General features: G+C 44.2%; 21 protein-coding genes. 5 read left to right on the forward strand and 16 right to left on the reverse strand.

All coding sequences use genetic code 11. The features are described 5' to 3' along the window. Positions 1–112: 112 nt before the first annotated feature. The 4 genes from MKX41_RS14940 to leuC form a co-directional block, all read right to left on the reverse strand. A complete protein-coding gene (locus tag MKX41_RS14940; RefSeq protein ID WP_340971506.1) occupies positions 113–1,552 on the reverse strand; it encodes an N-acetylmuramoyl-L-alanine amidase family protein in 1,440 nt (479 codons plus the stop codon). Positions 1,553–1,699: 147 nt separating this feature from the next. Next, positions 1,700–3,268, reverse strand: a complete 1,569-nt coding sequence (locus MKX41_RS14945; protein WP_340971508.1) for an N-acetylmuramoyl-L-alanine amidase family protein — start codon at positions 3,266–3,268, stop codon at positions 1,700–1,702. 186 nt (positions 3,269–3,454) lie between these two features. Then, positions 3,455–4,057 carry a 3-isopropylmalate dehydratase small subunit gene (gene leuD, locus MKX41_RS14950; protein ID WP_042190082.1) on the reverse strand — a complete coding sequence of 201 codons (603 nt, stop codon included), beginning with the start codon at positions 4,055–4,057 and terminating at the stop codon, positions 3,455–3,457. Positions 4,058–4,086: 29 nt separating this feature from the next. After that, entirely contained in the window at positions 4,087–5,511 is a 1,425-nt protein-coding gene (gene leuC, locus MKX41_RS14955; RefSeq protein ID WP_042190084.1) for a 3-isopropylmalate dehydratase large subunit, read from the reverse strand. A 257-nt stretch (positions 5,512–5,768) separates the two neighbouring features. On the opposite strand from leuC, the gene MKX41_RS14960 reads away from it, so the two are divergent. Both MKX41_RS14960 and MKX41_RS14965 read left to right on the forward strand, forming a co-directional pair. Further along, the gene (locus tag MKX41_RS14960) at positions 5,769–7,118 is read left to right on the forward strand and encodes an FAD-binding oxidoreductase (protein ID WP_340971511.1); all 1,350 of its coding nucleotides are present in this window, start codon (positions 5,769–5,771) and stop codon (positions 7,116–7,118) included. Between the two features lie 189 nt (positions 7,119–7,307). Beyond that, positions 7,308–8,219 (forward strand): LysR family transcriptional regulator, encoded by a 912-nt coding sequence (locus MKX41_RS14965; RefSeq protein ID WP_076284590.1) that lies wholly within the window; start codon positions 7,308–7,310, stop codon positions 8,217–8,219. Here MKX41_RS14965 and MKX41_RS14970 read toward each other — a convergent pair. Beyond that, entirely contained in the window at positions 8,191–8,397 is a 207-nt protein-coding gene (locus MKX41_RS14970) for a hypothetical protein (protein ID WP_076284589.1), read from the reverse strand. The genes MKX41_RS14965 and MKX41_RS14970 overlap by 29 nt on opposite strands. Positions 8,398–8,819: 422 nt before the next feature. Here MKX41_RS14970 and proB point away from each other — a divergent pair, with 422 nt between their 5' ends. The 3 genes from proB to proC are packed head-to-tail and all read left to right on the forward strand — an operon-like array spanning position 8,820 to position 12,126. Continuing rightward, a complete protein-coding gene (gene proB, locus MKX41_RS14975; protein ID WP_042190091.1) occupies positions 8,820–9,923 on the forward strand; it encodes a glutamate 5-kinase in 1,104 nt (367 codons plus the stop codon). Positions 9,924–9,958: 35 nt separating this feature from the next. Continuing rightward, entirely contained in the window at positions 9,959–11,206 is a 1,248-nt protein-coding gene (locus MKX41_RS14980) for a glutamate-5-semialdehyde dehydrogenase (protein WP_042190094.1), read from the forward strand. A 50-nt stretch (positions 11,207–11,256) separates the two neighbouring features. Further along, entirely contained in the window at positions 11,257–12,126 is an 870-nt protein-coding gene (gene proC, locus MKX41_RS14985) for a pyrroline-5-carboxylate reductase (RefSeq protein ID WP_340971515.1), read from the forward strand. Between the two features lie 68 nt (positions 12,127–12,194). Here proC and MKX41_RS14990 read toward each other — a convergent pair whose 3' ends face one another. From MKX41_RS14990 to MKX41_RS15040, 11 genes are all read right to left on the reverse strand, one after another. Then, positions 12,195–12,920, reverse strand: a complete 726-nt coding sequence (locus tag MKX41_RS14990; protein ID WP_340971517.1) for a hypothetical protein — start codon at positions 12,918–12,920, stop codon at positions 12,195–12,197. After that, positions 12,917–14,020, reverse strand: a complete 1,104-nt coding sequence (locus MKX41_RS14995; RefSeq protein WP_340971518.1) for a hypothetical protein — start codon at positions 14,018–14,020, stop codon at positions 12,917–12,919. The genes MKX41_RS14990 and MKX41_RS14995 overlap by 4 nt, the downstream gene beginning before the upstream one ends. A gap of 18 nt (positions 14,021–14,038) precedes the next feature. Then, entirely contained in the window at positions 14,039–14,524 is a 486-nt protein-coding gene (locus tag MKX41_RS15000) for a hypothetical protein (RefSeq protein ID WP_340971520.1), read from the reverse strand. After that, complete coding sequence (locus MKX41_RS15005; RefSeq protein WP_179085770.1) at positions 14,521–15,108, reverse strand: sigma-70 family RNA polymerase sigma factor; 588 nt, start codon at positions 15,106–15,108, stop codon at positions 14,521–14,523. The genes MKX41_RS15000 and MKX41_RS15005 overlap by 4 nt, the downstream gene beginning before the upstream one ends. A 94-nt stretch (positions 15,109–15,202) precedes the next feature. Further along, complete coding sequence (locus tag MKX41_RS15010; protein ID WP_060622747.1) at positions 15,203–15,955, reverse strand: DnaD domain-containing protein; 753 nt, start codon at positions 15,953–15,955, stop codon at positions 15,203–15,205. Positions 15,956–15,981: 26 nt separating this feature from the next. After that, positions 15,982–17,280 (reverse strand): asparagine--tRNA ligase, encoded by a 1,299-nt coding sequence (gene asnS / locus MKX41_RS15015; protein ID WP_036676308.1) that lies wholly within the window; start codon positions 17,278–17,280, stop codon positions 15,982–15,984. Positions 17,281–17,301: 21 nt separating this feature from the next. Further along, complete coding sequence (locus MKX41_RS15020; protein ID WP_042190106.1) at positions 17,302–18,510, reverse strand: acetate/propionate family kinase; 1,209 nt, start codon at positions 18,508–18,510, stop codon at positions 17,302–17,304. Further along, entirely contained in the window at positions 18,507–19,379 is an 873-nt protein-coding gene (locus MKX41_RS15025; RefSeq protein ID WP_042129488.1) for a 3-hydroxyacyl-CoA dehydrogenase family protein, read from the reverse strand. The genes MKX41_RS15020 and MKX41_RS15025 overlap by 4 nt, the downstream gene beginning before the upstream one ends. A gap of 133 nt (positions 19,380–19,512) precedes the next feature. After that, entirely contained in the window at positions 19,513–21,015 is a 1,503-nt protein-coding gene (locus tag MKX41_RS15030) for an AAA family ATPase (RefSeq protein WP_076284584.1), read from the reverse strand. Further along, the gene (locus MKX41_RS15035) at positions 21,008–21,550 is read right to left on the reverse strand and encodes a hypothetical protein (RefSeq protein ID WP_042190109.1); all 543 of its coding nucleotides are present in this window, start codon (positions 21,548–21,550) and stop codon (positions 21,008–21,010) included. The genes MKX41_RS15030 and MKX41_RS15035 overlap by 8 nt, the downstream gene beginning before the upstream one ends. Before the next feature lie 408 nt (positions 21,551–21,958). Then, on the reverse strand, positions 21,959–22,477 hold the full coding sequence (locus MKX41_RS15040; RefSeq protein WP_149646834.1) for a cell wall elongation regulator TseB-like domain-containing protein: 519 nt from the start codon (positions 22,475–22,477) through the stop codon (positions 21,959–21,961).

Below are 22,477 nucleotides of genomic sequence, written 5' to 3' on the forward strand. Positions count from 1 at the left end.
ATAAACGCCTCCTCTAGATGAATACGGGCAGACAGGTACCGCAAAACCACTTCTTGCCTTTTAAAATAAAAGCAGAAAGCTGACTTTGCGGCGCTCGTCTGCCACTGGTCTGTTATTTTATACCCAAATATTCCTTAATCCCACTCACTATTGAAGCCGCAACTTTGTTTTGAAGTGCATCTGTAAAGAGCAATGCTTCATCTTTTTTGTTGCTAAGGTATCCCACTTCAAGTAATACTGCAGGCATTTTCGTTTCACGGATAACATGGAAATTCCCATAACGTACACCGCGATCGCTAAGCCCTGTAGCTTGAACAAGATATTTATGCATCACGTTCGCCAATGCTTTACTGGCTTCCCGTTGATAATACGTTTCTGTTCCACTAGCTGATGAGGAACCTGAGCTATTGGCGTGTACAGATATGAAGATATCAGCTTTTAAATTATTCGCCATAGCTGCTCTTTCTTTAAGCTCCAAGAAAGTATCATTACTTCGTGTTAACACGACGTCAATATTACTTTCTTTTTTCAGCAATTCAGCTGTCTTAAGTACGATGGCCAAATTAAAATTCTTCTCGTATTTACCTGTAACACCCACTGCTCCAGAATCTTTAGCCCCATGCCCTGCATCTAATACTACTAGCTTTCTGCCATTATTTCCTGGTTGTGTAGTAGTATCATCAGTGCTTTCCGCATTTAGATCGATTACAACCAGCTTAGAATCGTCTCCAGTTACGCTAACGTTGTAATTCTTAGCATAGTTCAAATCGATTACAAAACGTACTGTATAAGGATTCGTGCTATAAAGGGAGTAACGTACTCCTGATACATCGGGATAATCTTTCACTTCCAAGCTACCGTTTAGGTCAGGATCAAGGATCTGTCCTGTGCCAAATAGGTCTGAGAAGGTGGTATTAGGTAAATCAACAACTAACCGATCCGGCCCAGTCATCACTGTCACTTTCGGTACTGAATTACCCTCCATGGCAATGCTCAAACGATTTTCGCTAAAGCTCACACCATTTACCATCGTTAAATTCTTTGAAGGATCTACCGGCGGTACAACCTCAGATCCACCATTTTCAGTATTTCCACCTGAACTGCCGTTATCATTTGAGGATCCTGGGGTAATAAGATACACACTCTTCTTCACGTTGTCCCACGAGACATTTAATCCAAACTGTTCACTAATGAACCGAATCGGTACAAGTGTCGTATTACTACGAAGGATAGGTGCTGTGGTAAGTGTTACTGTCTTGTCATCAACTGAGGCTATCTTTTGATTCACAACCAATTTGATGACCTTTCCTTGCTGTTCAATCGTTACCGTCTTGCTCTTCTGATCCCAACCCACGTTATATCCAAGGCTTTCAGAGATCAACCTTAACGGCACCATGATTGTATCATTCACATTCTCAACCGGGACATTTTGCCCTGCGGTCAGCTCCTTGCCGTCCAGAAAAATCTTGCTATTCCCGGCAGCAGCATGTCCGTTCTCAGGCAAAACAAATACTAAGAGCAACAAAAACAACATCAAACTGAATTTCTTCATTCTTCACCTCTAAATCTAGTATTCGCCTGTGAATGGCGATCGTGATGGCCTGTCTACGTCAACCTCAGACCTCTATTAGACGCTAATAATCTATAAAGGTTGCGAATATATTCCATAAAAATTGAGAAATCTCACCAACATTAAGCATTAAAGTCCTAGATATTCCTTAATACCGGCTACAATTTCTCTCGCTAATTTGTCTTGAAGCTGCTCACTATACATCCCTGATTCATTTCCTGAATTAGTAAGATACCCCACTTCTAGAAGTACTGCCGGCATACTGGTTTCTCTTGTAACATGCAGGCTCTTCGTTCTTACTCCGTTGTCCTTGAATCCAGTACCTGCTATCAGATGTTTGTGCATGACCTGAGCAAGCGGCAGACTCCCACTACGCGAATAGTACGTTTCACTGCCATTTATTTTGTCTCTATTCGGATAACCCAACTCTAGTGAATTCCCATGCACTGAAATAAATAGATTAGCCTTTGCTGCTTCTGCGATATTTACTCGATCCTGAAGACCCAACGTAATGTCTTCAGTCCTAGTAAATACGACGTCAACCAAAGCTTCCTGCATAAGTAGTGTTTGTACTTTACGGATAACTGCCAGATTGAAGTCTTTTTCCAGCTTACCCGTGAGACTGACTGCTCCTGATTGTGTCCCTCCATGACCCGCGTCGAGAACTACAACTGGCTTTCCTGTCATTCCACTACCACCTGAGGGGTTCCCTTCACTGCCTGTAACATTCAAATCCAGTGTCACCAGTCCAGTACTTTCATCCGTACTTAATTGATAAGGCTGGCTCCCGACCGTTTGAATCACGAACCTAACAGTAGAAGGACTTACACTGAACAACGCATACCGGATCTCAGAAACTAGAGGGTAACCAGTAACATCCAGCTTCCCTTGCGGACTTCCGTTTGTGGTAATACTCGGTAGACCTCCTACGAAATCAGGAGCAAAAGCTGCACCGGGAAAATCTACGACGATTCGATCTGGACTGCTCATTTTTGTGATGCTAGGTTTAGGGGCCCCAGAAACAGCGATGATTAATCGATTCTCAGTGAAGGCTGCCCCATTTACCAGCGGACCTGCTGCATTCACACCAGTGCTTCCTGGTACTGAGGATGATTGTGGTGTCGGTGAGGGCAAAACACTTCCAGTGCTTGTGCCATTATCCACGCCGGGTGTAGTAATCTGGGTTGGAGAAGGAGTACTTGTTGCTGTTGGACTAGTAACGGTTCCCTCAGGTGTAGCCACCGAAGCTTGTCCACCCGTCAAATAGACCGTTTTATCGCTATTATCCCAGCCAACCTTTAGACCGAACTGCTCACTTACGAAGCGAATCGGAACGAGAACTGTACCACCGCTTTGCTTGGGTGCTGCGTTTAAATCAAACGTTACTCCATCCGCATCAGCTGTTTTTTTTCCTACAGCCAGCTCAATGCTTTTTCCATCTTGGTGAACCGTTACTTTGCGGGCCTGCTGCTCCCACAATACCTCAAATCCAAGATTCTCCACTACCACTCTGACGGGAATCATAACGCTACCATTGACATTCTCAAGTTTAATTCCTTTTGGCAAAGCAAGCTCTTGATTGTCCATAATAATTCTGCCTGAGCTGCTACCAGCTGCGGCAGCTTCACGTCCAGTGAATGATAGTAATAATAATGGCAGCAACAATAGTAGCAACGTTCGATACCCAACTCTTCTCATTTTCCCGCTCCTTCTGCAAGTAATAGATCTAGATAAGTATTAAGACGACAGAAATCACCAAATGTTTCCTTTATCACCAATCAATATTTCGATTATAGCAAAAAAACTTCTATTTCCGACACCCGGAAATAGAAGTTTTGCGTAATTTTTGTAAAAGTTAAGAATGAAACCAGTTATATCCTATTATTAAGAGAATAACTTAGCCGCATGACGCTCTTCATACGCAGCAATTTCATCTGCATGCTGAAGGGTTAATCCGATATCATCCAGACCTTGCAGCAAGAACTGACGACGGTGCTCATCCAGATCAAAGCTGATGCTCAGTCCAAATTCATCGTGAAGTGTATTGCTCTCAAGATCCACGGTCAACTGGTAGCCATCATGCTCGGCTGTCCGATTAAATAGCTCATCCACTTGCTCTTCCGAAAGCTTGATCGGCAAAATGCCATTCTTAAAGCAGTTGTTGTAGAAGATATCTGCATAAGAAGGTGCAATAACAACTCTGAACCCATAATCCATAATCGCCCAAGGTGCATGTTCCCGTGAGGAACCACAGCCAAAGTTAGCACGTGAGATCAAGACAGAAGCACCTTTATAGCGTGGCTTATTCATTTCAAAGGCAGCGTTATCGTTACCAGCTTCATCAAAACGCCATTCGTAGAACAAAAATTGTCCAAATCCTGTCCGTTCAATCCGTTTCAGGAACTGCTTTGGGATAATAGCATCCGTATCTACATTCACCCGATCTACTGGTGCAACAATTCCTGTTAATTTTTTAAAAGCATCCATAGTTTTATCCTCCCGTGTTCTCTCTAGTTCTATGAGCTGACAGCTTCCGTCTTATAGTTCCAATCACGTACATCAGTGAAACGGCCTTTTATCGCAGCTGCAGCAGCCATAGCTGGGGATACCAGATGCGTGCGTCCACCGCGACCTTGACGTCCTTCAAAGTTACGGTTCGAGGTAGATGCACAGCGTTGCCCAGGTTGCAGTACATCAGGGTTCATCGCAAGACACATGCTGCATCCCGCTTCGCGCCATTCAAAGCCCGCGTCAGTAAAGACTTTATCAAGCCCTTCCTTCTCAGCCTGCATTTTAACACGACCAGATCCAGGAACAACAATGGCAGTAACCTTGTCAGAGACTTTATGGCCTTTTGCTACCACGGCTGCGGCTCTCAAATCTTCGATCCGTCCGTTAGTACAAGAACCGATAAATACATAATCAATTGGAATTTCAGAAATAGGAGTTCCAGGAGTCAAATCCATATATTCAAGCGCTTTTTCAGCAGCTTTGCGTTCATTTTCAGTGGTAAAGTCAGCCGGATTTGGCACGCTAGAGTTGATATCTGTACCCATGCCCGGGCTAGTACCCCAAGTCACTTGTGGAATCAATGTCTCCACATCGAATTCAACCACCGTATCATACTGAGCACCTTCGTCACTAACAAGACTCTTCCATCCTTCAACAGCAGCGTCATATGCTTCGCCTTGCGGCACATATTGACGTCCACGCAGATAGTTAAAAGTAGTTTCGTCAGGAGCGATCAAACCTGCTCTTGCTCCACCTTCGATCGACATGTTGCAGACGGTCATACGTTCTTCCATCGACAGCTCACGAATAGCTTCACCTGTGTATTCAATTACATAACCTGTTGCAAAATCAGTACCATACTTAGCAATAACACCAAGGATCATATCCTTTGCTGTTACGCCAGGATTGCGTTTACCTGTGAAACGAACTTCCATAGTCTTAGCTTTGGATTGCTGCAAACATTGGGTAGCCATTACATGTTCAACTTCACTAGTACCGATACCAAAAGCCAGCGCACCAAATGCTCCATGTGTGGAGGTATGGCTGTCACCGCAAACGATAGTTTTACCAGGGTGCGTCAAGCCGATCTCAGGTCCCATTACGTGTACAACGCCTTGATCGATATCATTCAGGTCGAACAATCTAACACCAAAATCTGCACAGTTTTTAGAAAGTGTATCAATTTGCTGCTTGGAAATTGGATCTTTAATATTAAAACGATCCTTGGTAGGAACGTTGTGATCCATTGTAGCGAAAGTCAGCTCAGGACGGCGAACCTTGCGGTTACTGAGGCGAAGTCCTTCGAAAGCTTGTGGAGAAGTTACTTCATGAACCAAATGCAGATCGATATAAATAATGCTAGGTTTACCTTCCTCTTGATGAATAACATGATTATCCCAAATCTTTTCAAACATTGTCTTGTTGCTCATAATTTCACCTCATTAATAGAATCGTTCATTGGAAGAGAGCGTGGAGTCTCTCTTGAATGATCTAAATATAACATCACCATCTTTATAATTCCAAGATATGATATCTATAGAAGTGATAGGTTTAACCTATAAATTGAAGATGATTTTTTTGCTGAGACCCTAGTCAGCCCACTCCTTAGACGAATGCCCTTCATACTATATCGGGTCCTGGTTGTTGAAATGCAGTGCATTTGTTAGCGCAGAAGGAGTTGGAACAATTGAGGTCAGGAACGAGACTTACCGGGCGAGTAATTTTCAAAGGTGATCAAGGGTATGAAACGGCACGTAAGAATTGGGATCCGCATACTGACAAATTCCCGAAAGTGTTTGTTTTCGCACAAAAAACACAAGATGTTGCGAACGCCATAAAATGGGCTAACGAGAATAAAGTCCCCATCCGCGCAAGAAGCGGTAGACATTCTCTGGAGGTTAATCTTTCACAGGTCACCGGAGGAATTGTCATCGATGTAAGTGAAATGAAGAAAATCAAACTAAATAAAAAATCAGGAACTGTTTTTGTGGGTACCGGAAATACAGTGGGGAGAATTGCACACACGCTTGCTGGGCAAGGATATATGGCTCCATTCGGTGATAGCCCTACGGTTGGAATCGGAGGCATCACCCTAGGCGGGGGTATCGGACCGCTCCAGCGAACCGTGGGCCTTGTTAGTGATAATCTAATCGAACTCGAAATGGTTGATGCCAAAGGGAAAATTATTCGTGCCAATAAGAATAGTAACTCTGATCTCCTCTGGGCTTCCCGCGGAGGTGGCGGGGGGAATTTCGGAGTTTACACCAGTTACAAATTCAAAGTACGTCCTGCTCCAGCTTCGGCTACCGTTTTTCGTATCACCTGGCCTTGGGATCAGTTCGAGAAGGTATTCAAAGCTTGGCAACTCTGGGCTCCTTGCGTTAATACCAAACTGGGCAGTGAATTATCCATTGGTCCGAAAAAAGGCGGTAATGTCACTATGACGGGGCTGTTCCTCGGATCAAAGGCAGAGGCTTCCCGCCTCTTAAAGCCCGTTACGAGCGTTGGAACGCCTACGAATCAAATCATCCGCTCTTTGCCCTATACAAAAGTAGTGAGTTTTATGTTAGCGCCTGATCCAGTGCTAACTCAAAGAGTCAGCAACCAGTTCTCCAGCGGTTTCGTAAGAAAACCCTTCCCGGACAAGGCAATTAAGTCCATGCGTGAATTCTTAGAGAAAGTGGAGGGAGAATTCGCAGGTTTCTTTTTCCTCAACTGGGGTGGAGCTGTGAGCCGTAAGTCACCCAAATCTACAGCCTTTTACTGGCGTAAAGCGAAATTCTATGTTGAGTGGAATAGCTCATGGATCAAGAAATCGGAAGCTGCCAGAAATATATTCGTAGTACGAAATACACGCCGGAAGCTGCAGCCATTTATCGTGGGGAGCTACATCAACGTTCCAGACCAGGGAATTAAAAATTCCGGACCAGTATATTATGGAGCGAACTATCCTAGATTACGGAGAGTCAAAGCTAAATATGACCCGGGAAATATATTTAACAACCCTCAAAGCATCTCTCCAGCCCGCAAAGTATAGTAAGACATAATAGCGTAGCATCGAAATTAGACCGGCAAACATAAAGGACTCCAGCGAATACTGGTAATCCACCCCTTCCTATTTGCCGGTCAGTGCGTTCGTGCACGAACTTACATGTGAACCTATATAAAACTTCAGTTTCATAGTTTATACTTATAAGTAAAAACAATCTCCCAAAGGAGTTTATACATGGAACTGAGACAACTACAATATGTACTGCAAATCGCAGCCGAAAAAAACTTCTCCCGTGCAGCGGACAAGCTGCACATTGCCCAACCATCACTCAGTCAGCAGCTTTCCAAGCTGGAAAAAGAGCTCGGTGTAATGCTGTTCCAGCGAAATACCAGCTCTGTTGAACTGACCTATGCTGGATCTAAATTCGTAGAGCAAGCTCAAATCATCATTGATGGCGTAGAACTGCTGCGACAAGAAATGTCTGATATTTCTGAACTGCGTACCGGGCGCGTCGTTGTAGGCAGTATGCCGATCACTGGTGCACATTTACTGCCGCATGTGCTTCCGGTTTTTAAACAAAATTACCCGGAAGTAGAAATCACTCTGCTCGAAGACTCCTCCATGAACCTAGAGAAGCTCACTGCGAGTGGTCAGACTGATTTAAGCCTGCTCTCATTGCCGCTCGAAATTCCGGCACTTGCTTACGAAGAACTGGGTGAGGAAAGGATCGATCTTGCAGTCCCACCCGAACACCCGCTAGCTAAACGTAGCTTAGATGGAACTAAGACCTCTTTGGAAGAACTAAAGGACGAGCCATTTATCGTACTTAAAGAAGGCCAAGGCTTCCGTAAAATGACTATGGATCTGTGCCGAAACGCTGGCTTCGAACCAAAAATTGTTTTTGAGAGCAATAACATGGAAACAGTTCAGTCACTGGTCGCCACTGGAATGGGTGTAACTCTTGTGCCTCATTTTATTGCCCGTGCACCGCGGAGTGAATTCGTCCCTGTCTACTTACCGCTCACTGATCCTGCCCCTAGCCGAACACTTGTCGTAGCCTATCGACGCGGACGTTATTTATCTAAAGCCGCTAAGGCTTTTGTAGAAACATTTAAATCTACGGTATCTGAATTAACCGAAGAATAGACCCTTGGAAGGCCGCTCTGATCATCTGACACCGAGCCACACTTTCATTAACTGGCCCATTATCGTTAGGTGTCCCTGTATGATCTTCCACAAATTCACGAGTTACACTATTCTGGAACTCTGCTTTTTCGTTTAGATCTTGATTCTGCGCCTGCTCAGGATTGTTGTCTTTAGTCAATTTAATCCACCTCTTGGTAACAGATTATACCTTTACTTAGAGGTTAAACAGAATAATCAAAGCTTTCTAATGCGAGAAATAGTTCCTTCGTTTTTCCTTTGCAAAGCAACCATCTCCATGGTATTCTATTGAAAATAAGTGAAACGTGCAGACGGGACCAGTAAGAATGAGTCTAACCGCGCCTAGAGAGTAAATTCCGACAGGCTGAAAGAATTTACCGCGGTTTTCGTTCCGAATCCTACCCCCGAGCGGCCTGTGCTAAGCAGGACGGATCCTCCCGTTACGAGAATGAAGTCGGATGATCCCTCATCAATGAAGGTGGTACCGCGGAAGTTTACAAGCTTTCGTCCTTTGCTAAGTCTAAGGATGGGGGCTTTTTGTCGTTTTCAGCATCTATAAAAATACTGAGGAAGTGAACAGATATGACGACACGAATCGTAGTCAAAATAGGCAGCAGCTCACTGACTGGAACAGAAGGCGGATTGAATCGCGAAGCCGTGTCATTCTTCGCTTCAGAGATTGCCGAATTGAAGAGAAACGGCTGCGAGGTGTTATTAGTAACCTCCGGTGCTGTAGCCGCAGGCTTTCGCAGTATCGGTTATCCTACACGTCCGAAGCTGCTGCATGAGAAGCAAGCAGCTGCTGCTGTAGGCCAAGTACTGCTCATGCAGGCATATCAGGAAGCTTTTGCCGAGCATGGAATAACCACAGCACAGATCCTACTAACCCGTACCGACTTTTGTAGTCGCAGAGCTATGAACAACGCGATGATGACGGTAGAAGAGCTGCTTCGCCTAGGAGCGGTACCCGTATTTAACGAGAATGACACCGTCTCCGTTGATGAGTTAAAATTCGGTGATAACGATACTTTGTCCGCGCTGGTAGCTAACCTGCTGAAAGCCACCAGATTGCTCGTCTTAACTGACATGGATGGCTTATATAGTGGAGATCCTCGGAAACATCCCGACGCTGTTCGCTATCAGTTCGTTGATGATATTACGCCGGAGATTTATGCTATTGCTGGTGGAGCTGGCTCTAGTGTGGGGACAGGTGGCATGCGTTCAAAAATCGATGCTGCCAAGATCGCTACACGAGGCGGTGTGCCCGTCTTTGTTGGGAGAGCTACCGAACCAGGGGATTTACAACTCGCAGCGACAGGCTCGGGCCGAGGTACTTATTTTGCAACCAAGTTATCTTCTTTACCTGTTAAAAAGCAATGGCTTGGCTTTATGTCCACCCCACTCGGCTCCCTGTACGTTGACGAAGGCGCCGTTGAAGCGCTGCTTCATGGCGGTCATAGTCTGCTGCCTGTCGGCGTCAAGCAGATCGAAGGTAACTTTCACGCTGGGGATGTTGTAGAAGTCCTTGGACCAGACTCCAAATTGCTGGGACGCGGGATTGTGAATTACGATGACACTCAGCTGCGCAGTATTCAAGGTTTACCCAGCCGTCAGATTGTACCGAAGCTGGGAGAAGTACACCGGCTGGAGGTCATTCACCGTGACGAATGGATTACATTGAGGTAAAAATTTTGCCCATACAAATTTAAGGAGGAATCGTCATGAGTGAAGTTGTCAATAAAGCAAAATTAGCCAAGGAAACCACCGGAGTATTAGCGAGTCTAACTACCGGCCAAAAAAATGAAGCACTCTTAGTTATGGCTGATGCGCTGCGTCGTGAAGCTCCAGCTATCATTGCTGCCAACCGGGAAGATCTGGAACGCGGACGCTTAAGTGGTACTCCCGAGTCCATGCTTGATCGACTAGCGTTAGATGTAGGCCGAATTAACAGTATCGCAGAAGGACTTCAACAAATCGCTGTATTACCTGATCCAATTGGTGACACGCTAGAAACTATTGAACGTCCAAATGGTCTCAACATCCAGAAACTCCGTGTTCCACTCGGTGTCATCGGCATCATCTATGAAGCACGTCCAAACGTAACTGTTGATGCCGCTGGTCTGTGTCTAAAGACTGGTAATGCTGTTGTGTTGCGTGGTGGCTCCTCCGCCCTGTCCTCCAACCGACAAATTGTCGAGGTTCTTCACAACGCTCTAGCAAATACTTCAATGCCGAAAAATGCGCTACAGTTGATCGAAGATCCCAACCGTTCCTCCGTTGATGAAATGCTTAAGCTCAACGGACTACTTGACGTGATTATCCCTCGCGGAGGAAGTTCTCTGATTCAAAATGTTGTGCTTAACGCAACCGTGCCCGTCATTGAAACGGGTGCAGGCATCTGCCATACTTATCTCGACGCAAGCGCTTTGCCAGAAATGGCTCAGAACATTAGTCTGAATGCCAAAGCACAGCGCCCTTCAGTTTGCAATTCCATGGAGACGCTACTCGTTCATAAGGATTACGCAAACGAGTATCTGCTTTCTTTGGCCGAAGCTTTCCGGGATGTTAACGTTGAATTACGTGGCTGCCAGGAAACATTATCCTTTGTCCCATGGGCATTACCTGCAACATTAGAGGACTATGCTACTGAATATAATGATTATATCTTGAATATCAAAATCGTCAGCGATTTAGACGAAGCTATGCAGCATATCGCCCAGTATGGCACGAAGCACTCGGAATGTATCGTAACAGAAGATCCGGATAACGCTTCACGCTTCTTACAGGAGGTTGATGCTGCAGCTGTTTATCACAATGCTTCAACCCGCTTCACAGACGGCTTTGAATTTGGATTTGGTGCAGAGATCGGCATTAGTACACAGAAACTCCATGCCCGTGGACCGATGGGTCTGCCTGCCCTTACTTCAACCAAATATAAGATTTACGGAACAGGTCAAATTCGGGGTTAGTGTCCATGCATCCGTTTTTAATTACACCACTTTTAGGAGGATTTTGAGCCATGTGTCAGCAACCTTCCATTCCACTTATGAATCATAATATTGTATTTTATGGCGCAGGCTCTATGGCAGAAGCCATCGTTCGCGGGATGATTAGCCGTAGTATCGTAAAATCCGATAATGTTATTATGCTTAACCGTAGCAGTAGTGAACGTCTGGCAGAACTAAGAAGCCGTTACGGCGTAATAGGTACAAATGATCCTGAACAAAAAACAGATTATCTAAGGAATTCACCAGTAATCGTGTTGGCTATGAAACCAAAAGACGCTGCAGAAGTACTTCGGGGACTCAGCCCACTTCTCTCACCTGATCAGATCATAGTCTCTGTAATTGCTGGGCTGTCCATTCGAACGATGCAAGGTCTGCTTGGCAAAGAGCAACCCATCGTCCGTACTATGCCGAATACTTCTAGTTCCATAGGTCTTGGTGCCACTGGCATAGCCTTTTCCAAAGAAGTAGATGAGAAAGGACGACGCCTTGCACTCAACATCTTTGAAGCTGTCGGACTAACAACAGTCATTGATGAAGAACGCATGGAGACCTTAACGGGTATTTCCGGCAGTGGACCTGCCTACATTTATTACATGATGGAGGCAATGATCGCTGCCGGTATACGGGGCGGACTGCCGCTTGATCAAAGCACGGAGTTAACAGTTCAAACGGTTCTTGGCGCTGCTAGAATGGTACAACAGACGGGCGAGGATCCAGCTGCACTTCGTAAGAAGGTCACATCCCCGAATGGCTCTACACAAGCAGCGATAGAAGTACTCGAGCAAGGAGAATTTTTTGAAACTGTCATCGCGGCAGTAAATCGCTGTGCCGAACGTTCCCGTGAAATGGGCGCTGCGCTTGAGAAAGAGCTGCATTCGTAAAATAAAAAGATCGCTTCCCATACCACATTGGTCAGGAAGCGATCTTTTTTTTAAATTTAAGGCCATGATTATCCCGTTACAACATTTCCATAAGTATCTCGAACAATCACTTTAACATTAGCCGGAGCCCCAACAGTCACGTCCAGTGTGTTCCGAGAATTATCGAATAGCAGTTTTCTAGGAGTTTCCCCTAAAATGATGTATAGCGTATTCCCAACATGCTTAGTTTGAAGCAGCTGTTGCTCTTGTGCTTCTTGTAGCTTTCCTTTATTTGAAGAATAACTCCCGAATACATTCAGCTCGTTTCCACCCGTTTGATCTACTTTAATCCCATAAGGCTCTGCAGCTTGGATAATGATGGTACTAACGCCCTCTGGAACGGCTCCCTTCCAATCTGGCAATGCGTAACTTTCTTGCACTGCTGAAACGGTACGGCGAAATTCCTGTGTTAATCCTAAAGAACTAAATGCTGCAAAAACCAGACAACATACAGCTATAAACCCAACAAACAGAACGCTTAGCACGTCATAATACATTTTTCCTTTTCCACGAAACCATAAAGTGTATATTACAATTTCTAAGCCTAATAATATAAAAATGATCGGCCACCAAGCAAGCGTCGTCTCAAACACTTCGGCGCCCCTCCACTGCGAGACCATGATTAGTGCTCCCAGAAATAAAAGGCTCAATCCCATCGACAACGTTCCCACACGCCAGCGTCTTGATTTATCTTCAGCAACCGGACGCTCACTTGAAACATTAACTCCTTGCTGTAATTCTGTCGGATTATTCAAGAATGACCACCTGTCCCTTTTCTCCCTTTATTGTTCTTGCTTCCCGCCATCAGCTTCAAACCACCGCCAATCAACAGCACAGATACGATAAAGGTCCTGAAATATTCATTGACTATATACTCTAAACGCCATCCAGGAAATCTGATATCAAGCGCAGGAACTGCGACATTAACTACAATGTAATACAGTCCTAGACACATCAGAGCAGCTCCAAGCCATCCTTGATGATTTAAAAATCCTTCTATGACTGGCTTATCCTGTAAAGGTTCACGTCCATGTCGGCTGACAAGCTGTAAGCCATCGAACAAACTGTAAAACCAAATGACTGGAATGAGGAAGAATAGCAGCGTTAAACGCAGTAGGTCCATGACATAAATACTCCCTAGAAATAGCAGCATGAGCTGTAATCCTCTTTTTTGCAATCCTAGATACATTTGTCCGGCACCCGGAAAAGCAGAAAGCAATGTAGCCAAAACTTTGCTACGGCGCCCCTCCTCACGACCAGCCTCCATCTCTTCGAATAAAGTACGATCTACCATTTCTTCTCCAGCTTGCTTACGATGGATTAACTGAACCGCATCAAACATACAATATAACCAAATCACTGGTAATACGCCAAACAGGAGAAGGAAAACATCACTTGACGTAATCCCTGCCAGGAATAACATCACGGTCATGAAACCGAAGAAAGAAATGAGGAAAGACAATCCTCGCTGCATCAACCCCATATGAAAATGACCCAATCCTGGAATGAACGATAATAAAATTACATGTACACGCTCATTATCGTCTGTCTTAACGGGCATTGAAGAAAAATCAAAATTCGATCCATCTGGAGTTATTGCAGGAGCAGGCATCTGGAGCATTTTAACCACCAGATGCACCATCGAAACCATCCCAATAAGTAGGAACCCTATCACACCCATTAATAGAATATCCTCGGCACCTTCAGCCACAGCTATTAAGAATGACATAAATAAGATGCCAAAGCTTAACAGAAGATAAACAATTCCCTGTGGGCGTTTTCCCATATAATAATGACCTGCTCCAGGAATCAAATTAAGAAAAAAAGCTTTTAATTTACTACGCTGCTGTTGCATATTTCATTTCTCCTCTCATCACTTTCTGCTGCCCATTAGCTGATCCAACCATCCGCTAGTTGCCTGTATGACTTGCTCGCTAAATGATAGGGAATTATCTTTTTTAGGGATCATTAGCTCCATTTGACCTGTGTGCAGCTTATCAAACATACCAGATGACATTATCAACAGCGTAAGTGACGCGGCAACCGCATAATGAAAGATTGTCTTTTCATACCAGCGATATCGCCGTCCCCCTTCTTCAACCGTCACTTGTTCCAATGCTGCTGAAGATTCCGTCATTTTAGCCCAATCTGCCATAACCCTCTCTGTAAAAATAGACGAATTCTCCAATGAAGGCAGATCCTCCTGTAGCTGATCCAACATTTCCATGTATGAAATAAAACTTTCCGTATCTTCCAGCAGCAACTGTTCCCAATCTTCTCTGGTCGCCTCGTCCATGTGACCTTCAATATAAGATTTCGCTTGTTCCCGTTGGATTAGATCGTCTCCACGCTTCATCATAGCCATTCGTCCTCCTTCCAATGATTTCGGATCCATTGTCTCGCCCTATACAATCTGGACTCTACCGTCTTCAGGGAAATTCCCTGCTCTGCAGCAATCTGATCATATTTTTTATGTTCCAGATAATAAGCCACCATAATTTCACGATGAGTTTCAGGCAGGCTATTGATTTCACCGAGCAGCCGATCCATCCGATCACGGCGTATAACACCTGACAACACATCCTCTTCGTTGGAAGCGGTCTGGCTCAGTACAAGCTCATAGTCAACAGGAAGTTCCCTAAGTCGATCACGTTTACGTTTCGCATCAATTGCCTTATTTAAGGCGATCCGTGTAATCCATGACTTTAAGCCTTGATAACGGTAGTCAGGGAGAGATTTGTACATTTGTAAAAAAGCTTCCTGAGCAGCATCTTCAGCCATTTTGACATCGCGTAATACAGAATAAGTAATTTTGTAAATTTGCTGACTGTATGTATTTACAAATTGACGGAACGCATCCTCGTTACCTTGGCAAATCCGCTGGATTAATACCTCTTCTTCAATGACTCTCCCCTCCTTCCCACAGCAATAGACGCGCCCGATAACAACTACCCCTGCATTTTTTTATAAAAATATTAAAAAGAACCGCACTGACTTTAGCGATGGGCTAAAGCAGTGCGGTTCTCTCCTAATCTATCTATCTTCCGCCATTGCGGAATTTTTGTGTATAGTTCTTTACATCCTGAGCGTTCTTGACCCGGTTGCGGGCCCATTCCAGCAATATTCGATCAATATAACGGAAATGAACCTTTCCTGCAAATACAGATTCCTTCAGCGCTAACAGAATCAGCTCCTCGGGATACCGGTCTTGATCCACCCAACTGGATATCGTCTCACACTCCATTGGAGATAGCGGACGTCCGAATTCCTTTTCGAAAATACTGAATAGATTTCGGCTTTCCTCTTCAGCCCCAAGTTGAGAAGGAGATGAGGGGGGCTTTCCGCCGAATCCACCCCCTGAAGCAGCTCGAGGTGCCGACGTTGCATAGCCACCTACGTGCTTATCTTGCTCATGCTCTTGTACAACTGTCGCTAGATAAGCACCAAGCTTTCCGTATAACCCTGAGAAATTGTAGCGTTCATAATGGATGTCTCTTAGCTCATCGTTGTCTCCATCGATGCTAATAAAACCTTCCTTCATAAGCTTCTGCAACTCTCCTGCTAGTACAGATATGCTACGGCCAGTTACAACCTGAAGCTCCTCAAGAGAAGGGAAGTCAATCCCTTCCACCTGCCTGAAAGAAAGCAGATGTATCAGCAGCATAGCTTCACTTCCGCTTAAATTCAGCTTCCGGTAATACTTCAGTAATGCGTAAGGTATGACGGCCATTCCGTTCTCCAGACCGAAGGAGACGCCTTCGCCCCAGGTACTCCATCCTTTGCCGTCCATGAACGTCCCCCTTCAAATATAAGAACTTATGGGTAGAGACGGTACAGTGTACGTGGGAATGGAATAGTCTCACGTACATGGTCAAGGCCACAGATCCAAGCTACAGTACGCTCAAGTCCAAGTCCAAAACCAGAGTGAGGTACAGATCCGTAAGTACGCAGATCCATGTACCATTTGTAAGAGTCCATCGAAAGATTATGCTCTTTGTAACGCTCTTCAAGCAGCGCAGGATCATCGATCCGCTGTGAACCACCAATAATCTCTCCGTAGCCTTCTGGAGCGATCATATCCGCACACAGTACGACTTCCGGACGGTTTGGATCTGGCTTCATATAGAACGCTTTGAAAGAAGCAGGATAATGAGTAATGAATACAGGTTTATCGTATGCTTCTGCGATTGCTGTTTCATGAGGTGCACCGAAATCATCACCCCAAGCAATATCTTCAAAGCCTTTATCGTTCAAGAACTTGATCGCATCGTCATAAGTAATGCGTGGGAATGGTGCTTTGATATTCTCCAGCTTGGAAATATCGCGACCTACCGCTTCCAACTCCGCACGGCAATTCTTCAATACAGATTGCACTACGAAGCTAATAAATTCTTCCTGAACCTTCAAGCTTTCTTCGTGATCTGTAAAGGCCATTTCTGGCTCGATCATCCAGAACTCAATTAAGTGGCGACGAGTCTTAGATTTCTCTGCACGGAAAGTTGGTCCAAAGGAATATACACGGCCTAGTGCCATTGCCGCAGCTTCCATATACAACTGTCCGCTTTGTGTTAGATAGGCGTCCTCATCGAAGTACTTCGTGTGGAACAAGTTAGTAGTTCCTTCTGCTGACGTTGGCGTCAGAATCGGAGGATCCACCTTTGTAAATCCACTCTCGTTGAAGAACTGTTGGATTGCACGAATAATTTCCGCACGAATTACCAGAACAGCCCGTTGCTTCGAGGCACGCAGCCAAAGGTGACGGTGATCCATCAAGAAATCTACGCCATGCTCTTTCGGAGTAATTGGATAATTCTCTGTAAGATGCAGAACTTCAATTCCAGTTACAGTCATTTCAAAACCAGATTGACTGCGAGGTTCCTCGCGGATAATTCCGGTCACATACAAAGAGCTTTCCTGTGTGAGGCTCTTAGCTGCATCCCATACCTCTTCAGGCACTTCTGATTTCACTACAACTCCCTGAATATAACCTGTACCATCGCGAAGCTGCAGGAACTGAATTTTACCACTGGAGCGCTTGTTGTTTACCCAACAACCGATAACAACACTCTCTCCAACATGTTCATTCACGTTCTTAATTACACTCTTGTTAGCCATGCCTTCAATCTCTCCTCTAATTTAGCCGTTAATTCCTTGCACAATACGGTGTGTATCACGTGCAATGACAAGTTCTTCGTTTGTCGGAACTACTAGCACTTGTACCTTGGAATCTTCCGTAGAGATACGACGTGGATCGCCGGAACGTACTTTGTTAGCTTCAGCATCCAACTCAATACCCAGGAACGTAAGGTTATTTAGCAGTTTCTCACGAAGCAATGAAGCATTTTCACCAACACCGGCAGTAAATACGATCGCATCTACACCGTTCATGGCAGCCGTATATGAACCGATATACTTGCGCAAGCGGTACTCATACATTTCAAAAGCTAGTGTGGAATTAGGCTCACCTTTTTCCATACCATCAATAATATCGCGCATGTCACTGCTTACGCCCGAAATTGCTAAGAGGCCACTATGTTTATTCAACATGGAGTTAACTTCGCCTACGGACAATTCTTCCTTGTTCATCACGTAAGGGACAATTGCTGGGTCAAGATCACCACTGCGAGTACCCATCATCAAACCTTCCAGAGGGGTCATACCCATGGAAGTATCCACGGACACTCCACCTTGAACTGCAGTTACACTACCGCCGTTACCGATATGACAAGTAATGATCTTCAGATCTTCCAGTGGACGCTCTAAGTACTCCGCAGCAGCCTTGCTTACGAAGTCGTGTGATGTACCGTGTGCGCCATAACGACGAACTTTATATTTATTGTACAATACTCTAGGAATAGCGTACATATAAGCTTTTTCAGGCATGGTTTGGTGGAATGCAGTATCGAATACAACAACCTGCGGTACACCTGGCATATTTACTTCAGAAGCCGTAATCCCCATCATTGCTGCTGGGTTATGCAGTGGTGCAAGGTCAAACAATTGACGAATTTTCGTTTTTGCGTCAGCATCCACAAGTGCGGAGGATTTGAAGAACTCGCCACCATGCACTACGCGGTGACCTACAGCATCAATTTCTTTAATAGATTCAATTACACCATGCTCTTTGTCTGTAAGACAAGCAAGGACTTTACGGATCGCAGTATTATGTTCCAGAATTTCGCTTACTTCTGTCACTTCCGCTTTGCCAGTAGGTTTATGATTCAGAATGGAGGAATCCATCCCAATACGTTCAACCAAACCCTTAGCCAAAACCGATTCATCGGTCATGTTATACAGCTGATATTTCAAAGAAGAACTACCTGAGTTAATAACTAAAATATTCATACACGGTCACCATCCTTGTCGTACTTGAAGAAGCCTTCTCCTGATTTCATACCCAGTTGTCCTGCACGTACCATCTTCTTAAGAATTGTAGAAGGACGGTATTTCAGTTCTCCGTATTCACGGAACATATTTTCGAGTGCCGCAAGTACCGAATCCAGGCCAAATCTGTCAGCCATTTCAAGCGGTCCATATTGGAATTGATAACCAATACGCATAGCATCGTCAATATCCTGTGCGGAGGCAACGCCTTCTTGCAGTACATGCATAGCTTCATTGATAAACAAGCAAATGAGGCGTGATGTTACAAATCCTGGGGATTCATAAATCATTACACCTTTTTTCTCAACAATCTCATCAACAAAGGATTTTGTATCTTCAAAAGTAGCATCTGATGTTTTCAGACCACGTACGATTTCTACAAGATCCACTTTAGCTACAGGATATATGAAATGCATTCCGATCACGCGTTCCGGATACATCGTAGAACTTGCAAGTTCAGTCAAGCTAAGTGTTGATGTATTGCTGGCAAGAATAATGTGGTTCGGGCATACTTGATCCAATTGATTCAAAATCTTTTTCTTTTCTTCCAAATCCTCAACAATGGTTTCGATAACCATGTCACAAGAGCTGAGCTCCGCGAAATGTGTCACTTTTTGAATGCGGCTAAGAATCAGCTTCTTCTCAGCTTGAGTGATCGCCCATTTCTCCAGTTGCTTATCTAGACTTGTCTCGATCATTTCGTAAGAGTAGTCCAGTTTCTCCGCGGTTTTCTCCACTAGTAATACATCCAGGCCTTTGGCTGCTAACATTTCAGCAATACCTTGTCCCATTGTGCCACCGCCGATGACACCTATTTTTTTGAAATTCATAAAAAAGTCTCCATCCTTTCAGGTATCTATACTTTTGTATTGTACCTTGTCTGTCGCAAAAATTTATAAAGCCCGACATATAATGATATCTTAGCATGCCTGAAAAGTAAAAAAAAATAACCAGCATAAATATTTATGCTGGTAAAAGGACGCTGTCACGAAATTGACATCGAAATTGCTCTCCAGAGAGTACTTCTTCCTTCATTAAAATGTCAAGAGAGTAATCAAATACATTTCGTTGCTTTTCAAGGTGCTCACGAGTGCGTGTCATCAGCTCATCCAATATCTTACTATTTTCCTTCATAAGCTCTTCAGTGGTAACCATTTCCAGCTTAGCGATACCCAGCGAAGTTAAACCTGACTTCATCATCGTTTCCACAATATTCAGCGCCTGATCGAAATCACCGCGTGAACCTGTGCTTCGTCCACCATAATACATTTCTTCAGCAGCTGCTCCACCAAGTGCAATCATAATCTGATCTTCGAGATAATCTTTGGTGTACAAATACTGCTCTTGCTGAGGATTATGTCGCACATAACCAAGGGCTTGCCCACGCGGAGTCAGCGTAACCTGACTAACGCTTCCGGGACGAAGGAGCTCTGCCATGATGGCATGTCCCAATTCATGAATGGCGACTCTCTTTTTCTCTTCATGATTTGTTTCTCTATCCGTTTTTTCACCCATCATTACCTTGTCAATCGCCATCGACAGATGCCGCTGCTCAACTTTCGTCAAGTCCTCACGCATCATATAAATCGCAGCCTCATTCATGACACTTTCAAGCTGAGCACCGGAAAAGCCATAGGCTTCTTCAGCGATTTTGTCGAGACTCACCTCTGTATGAAGAGGCTTATTCTTCGCATGCAATTCGAGAATCGATTTGCGGCCCTTTTTGTCAGGCATGTCCACTTGAATATGACGGTCGAAGCGTCCAGGACGTAACAATGCTGAATCAAGCATTTCTTTCCGGTTTGTTGCAGCTACCAGCAAAATACGCGGAGTTTCGTTATTATAAATACCATCCATCTCGGTCAATAGCTGATTTAAGGTCTGATCATATTCACGTTGCTGACCGCCTTCGCGCTTACCGCCAATTACGTCAATTTCATCAATAAAAATAATGGCACTTTGTTTGTTCTCCTTAACAGCACGGTTACGAGCATCCTTGAACAAATCGCGGATCCGACCAGCCCCGACACCAACATACATTTCTACAAATTCACTACCTGATGCAGCTACGAATACGGAGTTTGTATAATGCGCTGCTGCTCTGGCCATAAGGGTCTTACCTGTTCCTGGAGGGCCAGTGAGCAGAATCCCTTTCAAAGGACGAATCCCAAATTTACTAATCTCCTCGTGCCGGATCAAAAAATCGAGTGCCTCACGAAGCTCTTGCTTCGCATTGTCTTGCCCACCAATTTCTTCAAAAGTGAGCTTTGAAGGCCCTTCCTTCTGGCGTTTCTTCCCCGCACCAGCGTTCACCGTAAGCCCGCCACGCAAATGAGCAATTATAAGTAATGCAGTAAGCATTCCAGCTGCTATAACAATCGGGAATATATTAATACCTAAAAAAGCCATGAAAATAAACAGCACAGGAATAAATCCGAGTAAAATTTCTTTAAGGTACTTAGGCATTATTCCATACCCCCAAGGTCGCAGGTTTTCGCGGCAAAATAATAAATTTGCTTTCTTTTCCATTACTCAAGCTTACGTACACATTGTTGTCGTCGATATCAGTAGATGCTATCACATCTTTAAATTCCGTATTTTGCTGTTTCAATCTATCAAGTTCTGTAGGTATAATCGTATATTTACGGCTCTCCATGGCTTCAGCTACAGAGAACATCGCTTTATCCCAGTAATCATCCAATAGTTCACTTGAATTTTGCTCCACATCGAGTTTAAGTTTACGTCCTTCAATCACTGATTTTCCTTCTTTGGATACATACGATACTAGATCACGTAAATTCGTGCCCGGCTGCAAATCAAGTTTCAAAGTGACCTCATCGCGGTTAATACTAATATGTGAAGTATTTACTCCCTCAAATCCGGTTACAATCTTTTGGAGCGGTTCCTGTAAAGCAAACTGACGATATAAAAAGAATCCTCCGAATAATAGCATAGCCGACAGTAGAGACGTTATCAGTACAGGTACAAGACGTAATTTCAAGAAACGTCCTCCTCTCAAAGATGAAAAAATGTAAACAGAATGATCCAAAGTCATAGCTGCTAAGAGCTCACCAGAGCCTGACGTTCTACTAACACTGTTCTAATTACAAACAGTAGTATATCACAGGTGTATATACTATATTGAAAAAAAATGTGAAGATATTTAAAATTTTATTTTTTAATTCTTTCCATTTTATTTAATTTATTGATTTAATTCGACAAAAAAAGGGCTGTTACTCTTAAAATAACAGACCTTTTTTCGTATGAATCTTTAAATCCCAATATATAAATCCACTCTTATAGTATATCACAATTCGTGTACTAATAGTATATCAAATAATATGTCATTTTAAAAAACAAGCGAACCATAAATGGTCCGCTTGTTTCTCTTATAATGCCTTTGTTTAATTTAGCGGCTAGGTAAACTGTAACCTTCACCCATTCGAGCCCCATCCGAGAACCGATAAAATTGATAATAATATCGACCGCTTTGTTTATAAAAAAGCTGCCAAGCATACTCCCCGTTATATACTCCTGGCAACAACCGCTCAATGCTGATGTCCGGAAGATCGGCTTTTATAAGGCTACGCATTTTCGCTTCAGAGGTCCCTTTACTTAGTTCTTCAGCATATACTGCGTCGGTTCCTTCAGCAAACTTCCCGTCTACAGTAAAACGTACCCAAACCATCAACTCGGTCCCGGCTTCATTCTTCCCTGTTAAGACCCAGTACACCGCATTTTCATCCCACACGGATTTCTGCGCTTTGGTTACCTCTGTCAGACCAGCACTGGTTTTAGCGACATCCTTAGCGATATCTCGCTCGTTCCATTGATCTTTCATAATATAAGCATAGAACTGGATAAGTCCAAACAGAAGGAGCAGAATCAGAACTGACCCCAGGAGGATCCATTTTTTCCTTTTCTTCAA

Origin of the sequence: Paenibacillus sp. FSL R5-0475 (genome assembly GCF_038004585.1) — a bacterium.
In the GTDB taxonomy this organism is placed as follows: Bacteria; Bacillota; Bacilli; order Paenibacillales; family Paenibacillaceae; genus Paenibacillus_AQ.

Coding starts and splice junctions, on each gene's coding strand:
- leuD (WP_042190082.1), bottom strand. CDS start 4,057: ATGGATGCTTTTAAAAAATTAACAGGAATTGTTGCACCAGTAGATCGG.
- leuC (WP_042190084.1), bottom strand. CDS start 5,511: ATGAGCAACAAGACAATGTTTGAAAAGATTTGGGATAATCATGTTATT.
- MKX41_RS15030 (WP_076284584.1), bottom strand. CDS start 21,015: ATGCCTAAGTACCTTAAAGAAATTTTACTCGGATTTATTCCTGTGCTG.
- MKX41_RS14995 (WP_340971518.1), bottom strand. CDS start 14,020: ATGCAACAGCAGCGTAGTAAATTAAAAGCTTTTTTTCTTAATTTGATT.
- MKX41_RS14940 (WP_340971506.1), bottom strand. CDS start 1,552: ATGAAGAAATTCAGTTTGATGTTGTTTTTGTTGCTCTTAGTATTTGTT.
- MKX41_RS15020 (WP_042190106.1), bottom strand. CDS start 18,510: ATGAATATTTTAGTTATTAACTCAGGTAGTTCTTCTTTGAAATATCAG.
- MKX41_RS15025 (WP_042129488.1), bottom strand. CDS start 19,379: ATGAATTTCAAAAAAATAGGTGTCATCGGCGGTGGCACAATGGGACAA.
- MKX41_RS14945 (WP_340971508.1), bottom strand. CDS start 3,268: ATGAGAAGAGTTGGGTATCGAACGTTGCTACTATTGTTGCTGCCATTA.
- MKX41_RS15010 (WP_060622747.1), bottom strand. CDS start 15,955: ATGGACGGCAAAGGATGGAGTACCTGGGGCGAAGGCGTCTCCTTCGGT.
- MKX41_RS14965 (WP_076284590.1), top strand. CDS start 7,308: ATGGAACTGAGACAACTACAATATGTACTGCAAATCGCAGCCGAAAAA.
- asnS (WP_036676308.1), bottom strand. CDS start 17,280: ATGGCTAACAAGAGTGTAATTAAGAACGTGAATGAACATGTTGGAGAG.
- proB (WP_042190091.1), top strand. CDS start 8,820: ATGACGACACGAATCGTAGTCAAAATAGGCAGCAGCTCACTGACTGGA.
- proC (WP_340971515.1), top strand. CDS start 11,257: ATGTGTCAGCAACCTTCCATTCCACTTATGAATCATAATATTGTATTT.
- MKX41_RS15000 (WP_340971520.1), bottom strand. CDS start 14,524: ATGATGAAGCGTGGAGACGATCTAATCCAACGGGAACAAGCGAAATCT.
- MKX41_RS14980 (WP_042190094.1), top strand. CDS start 9,959: ATGAGTGAAGTTGTCAATAAAGCAAAATTAGCCAAGGAAACCACCGGA.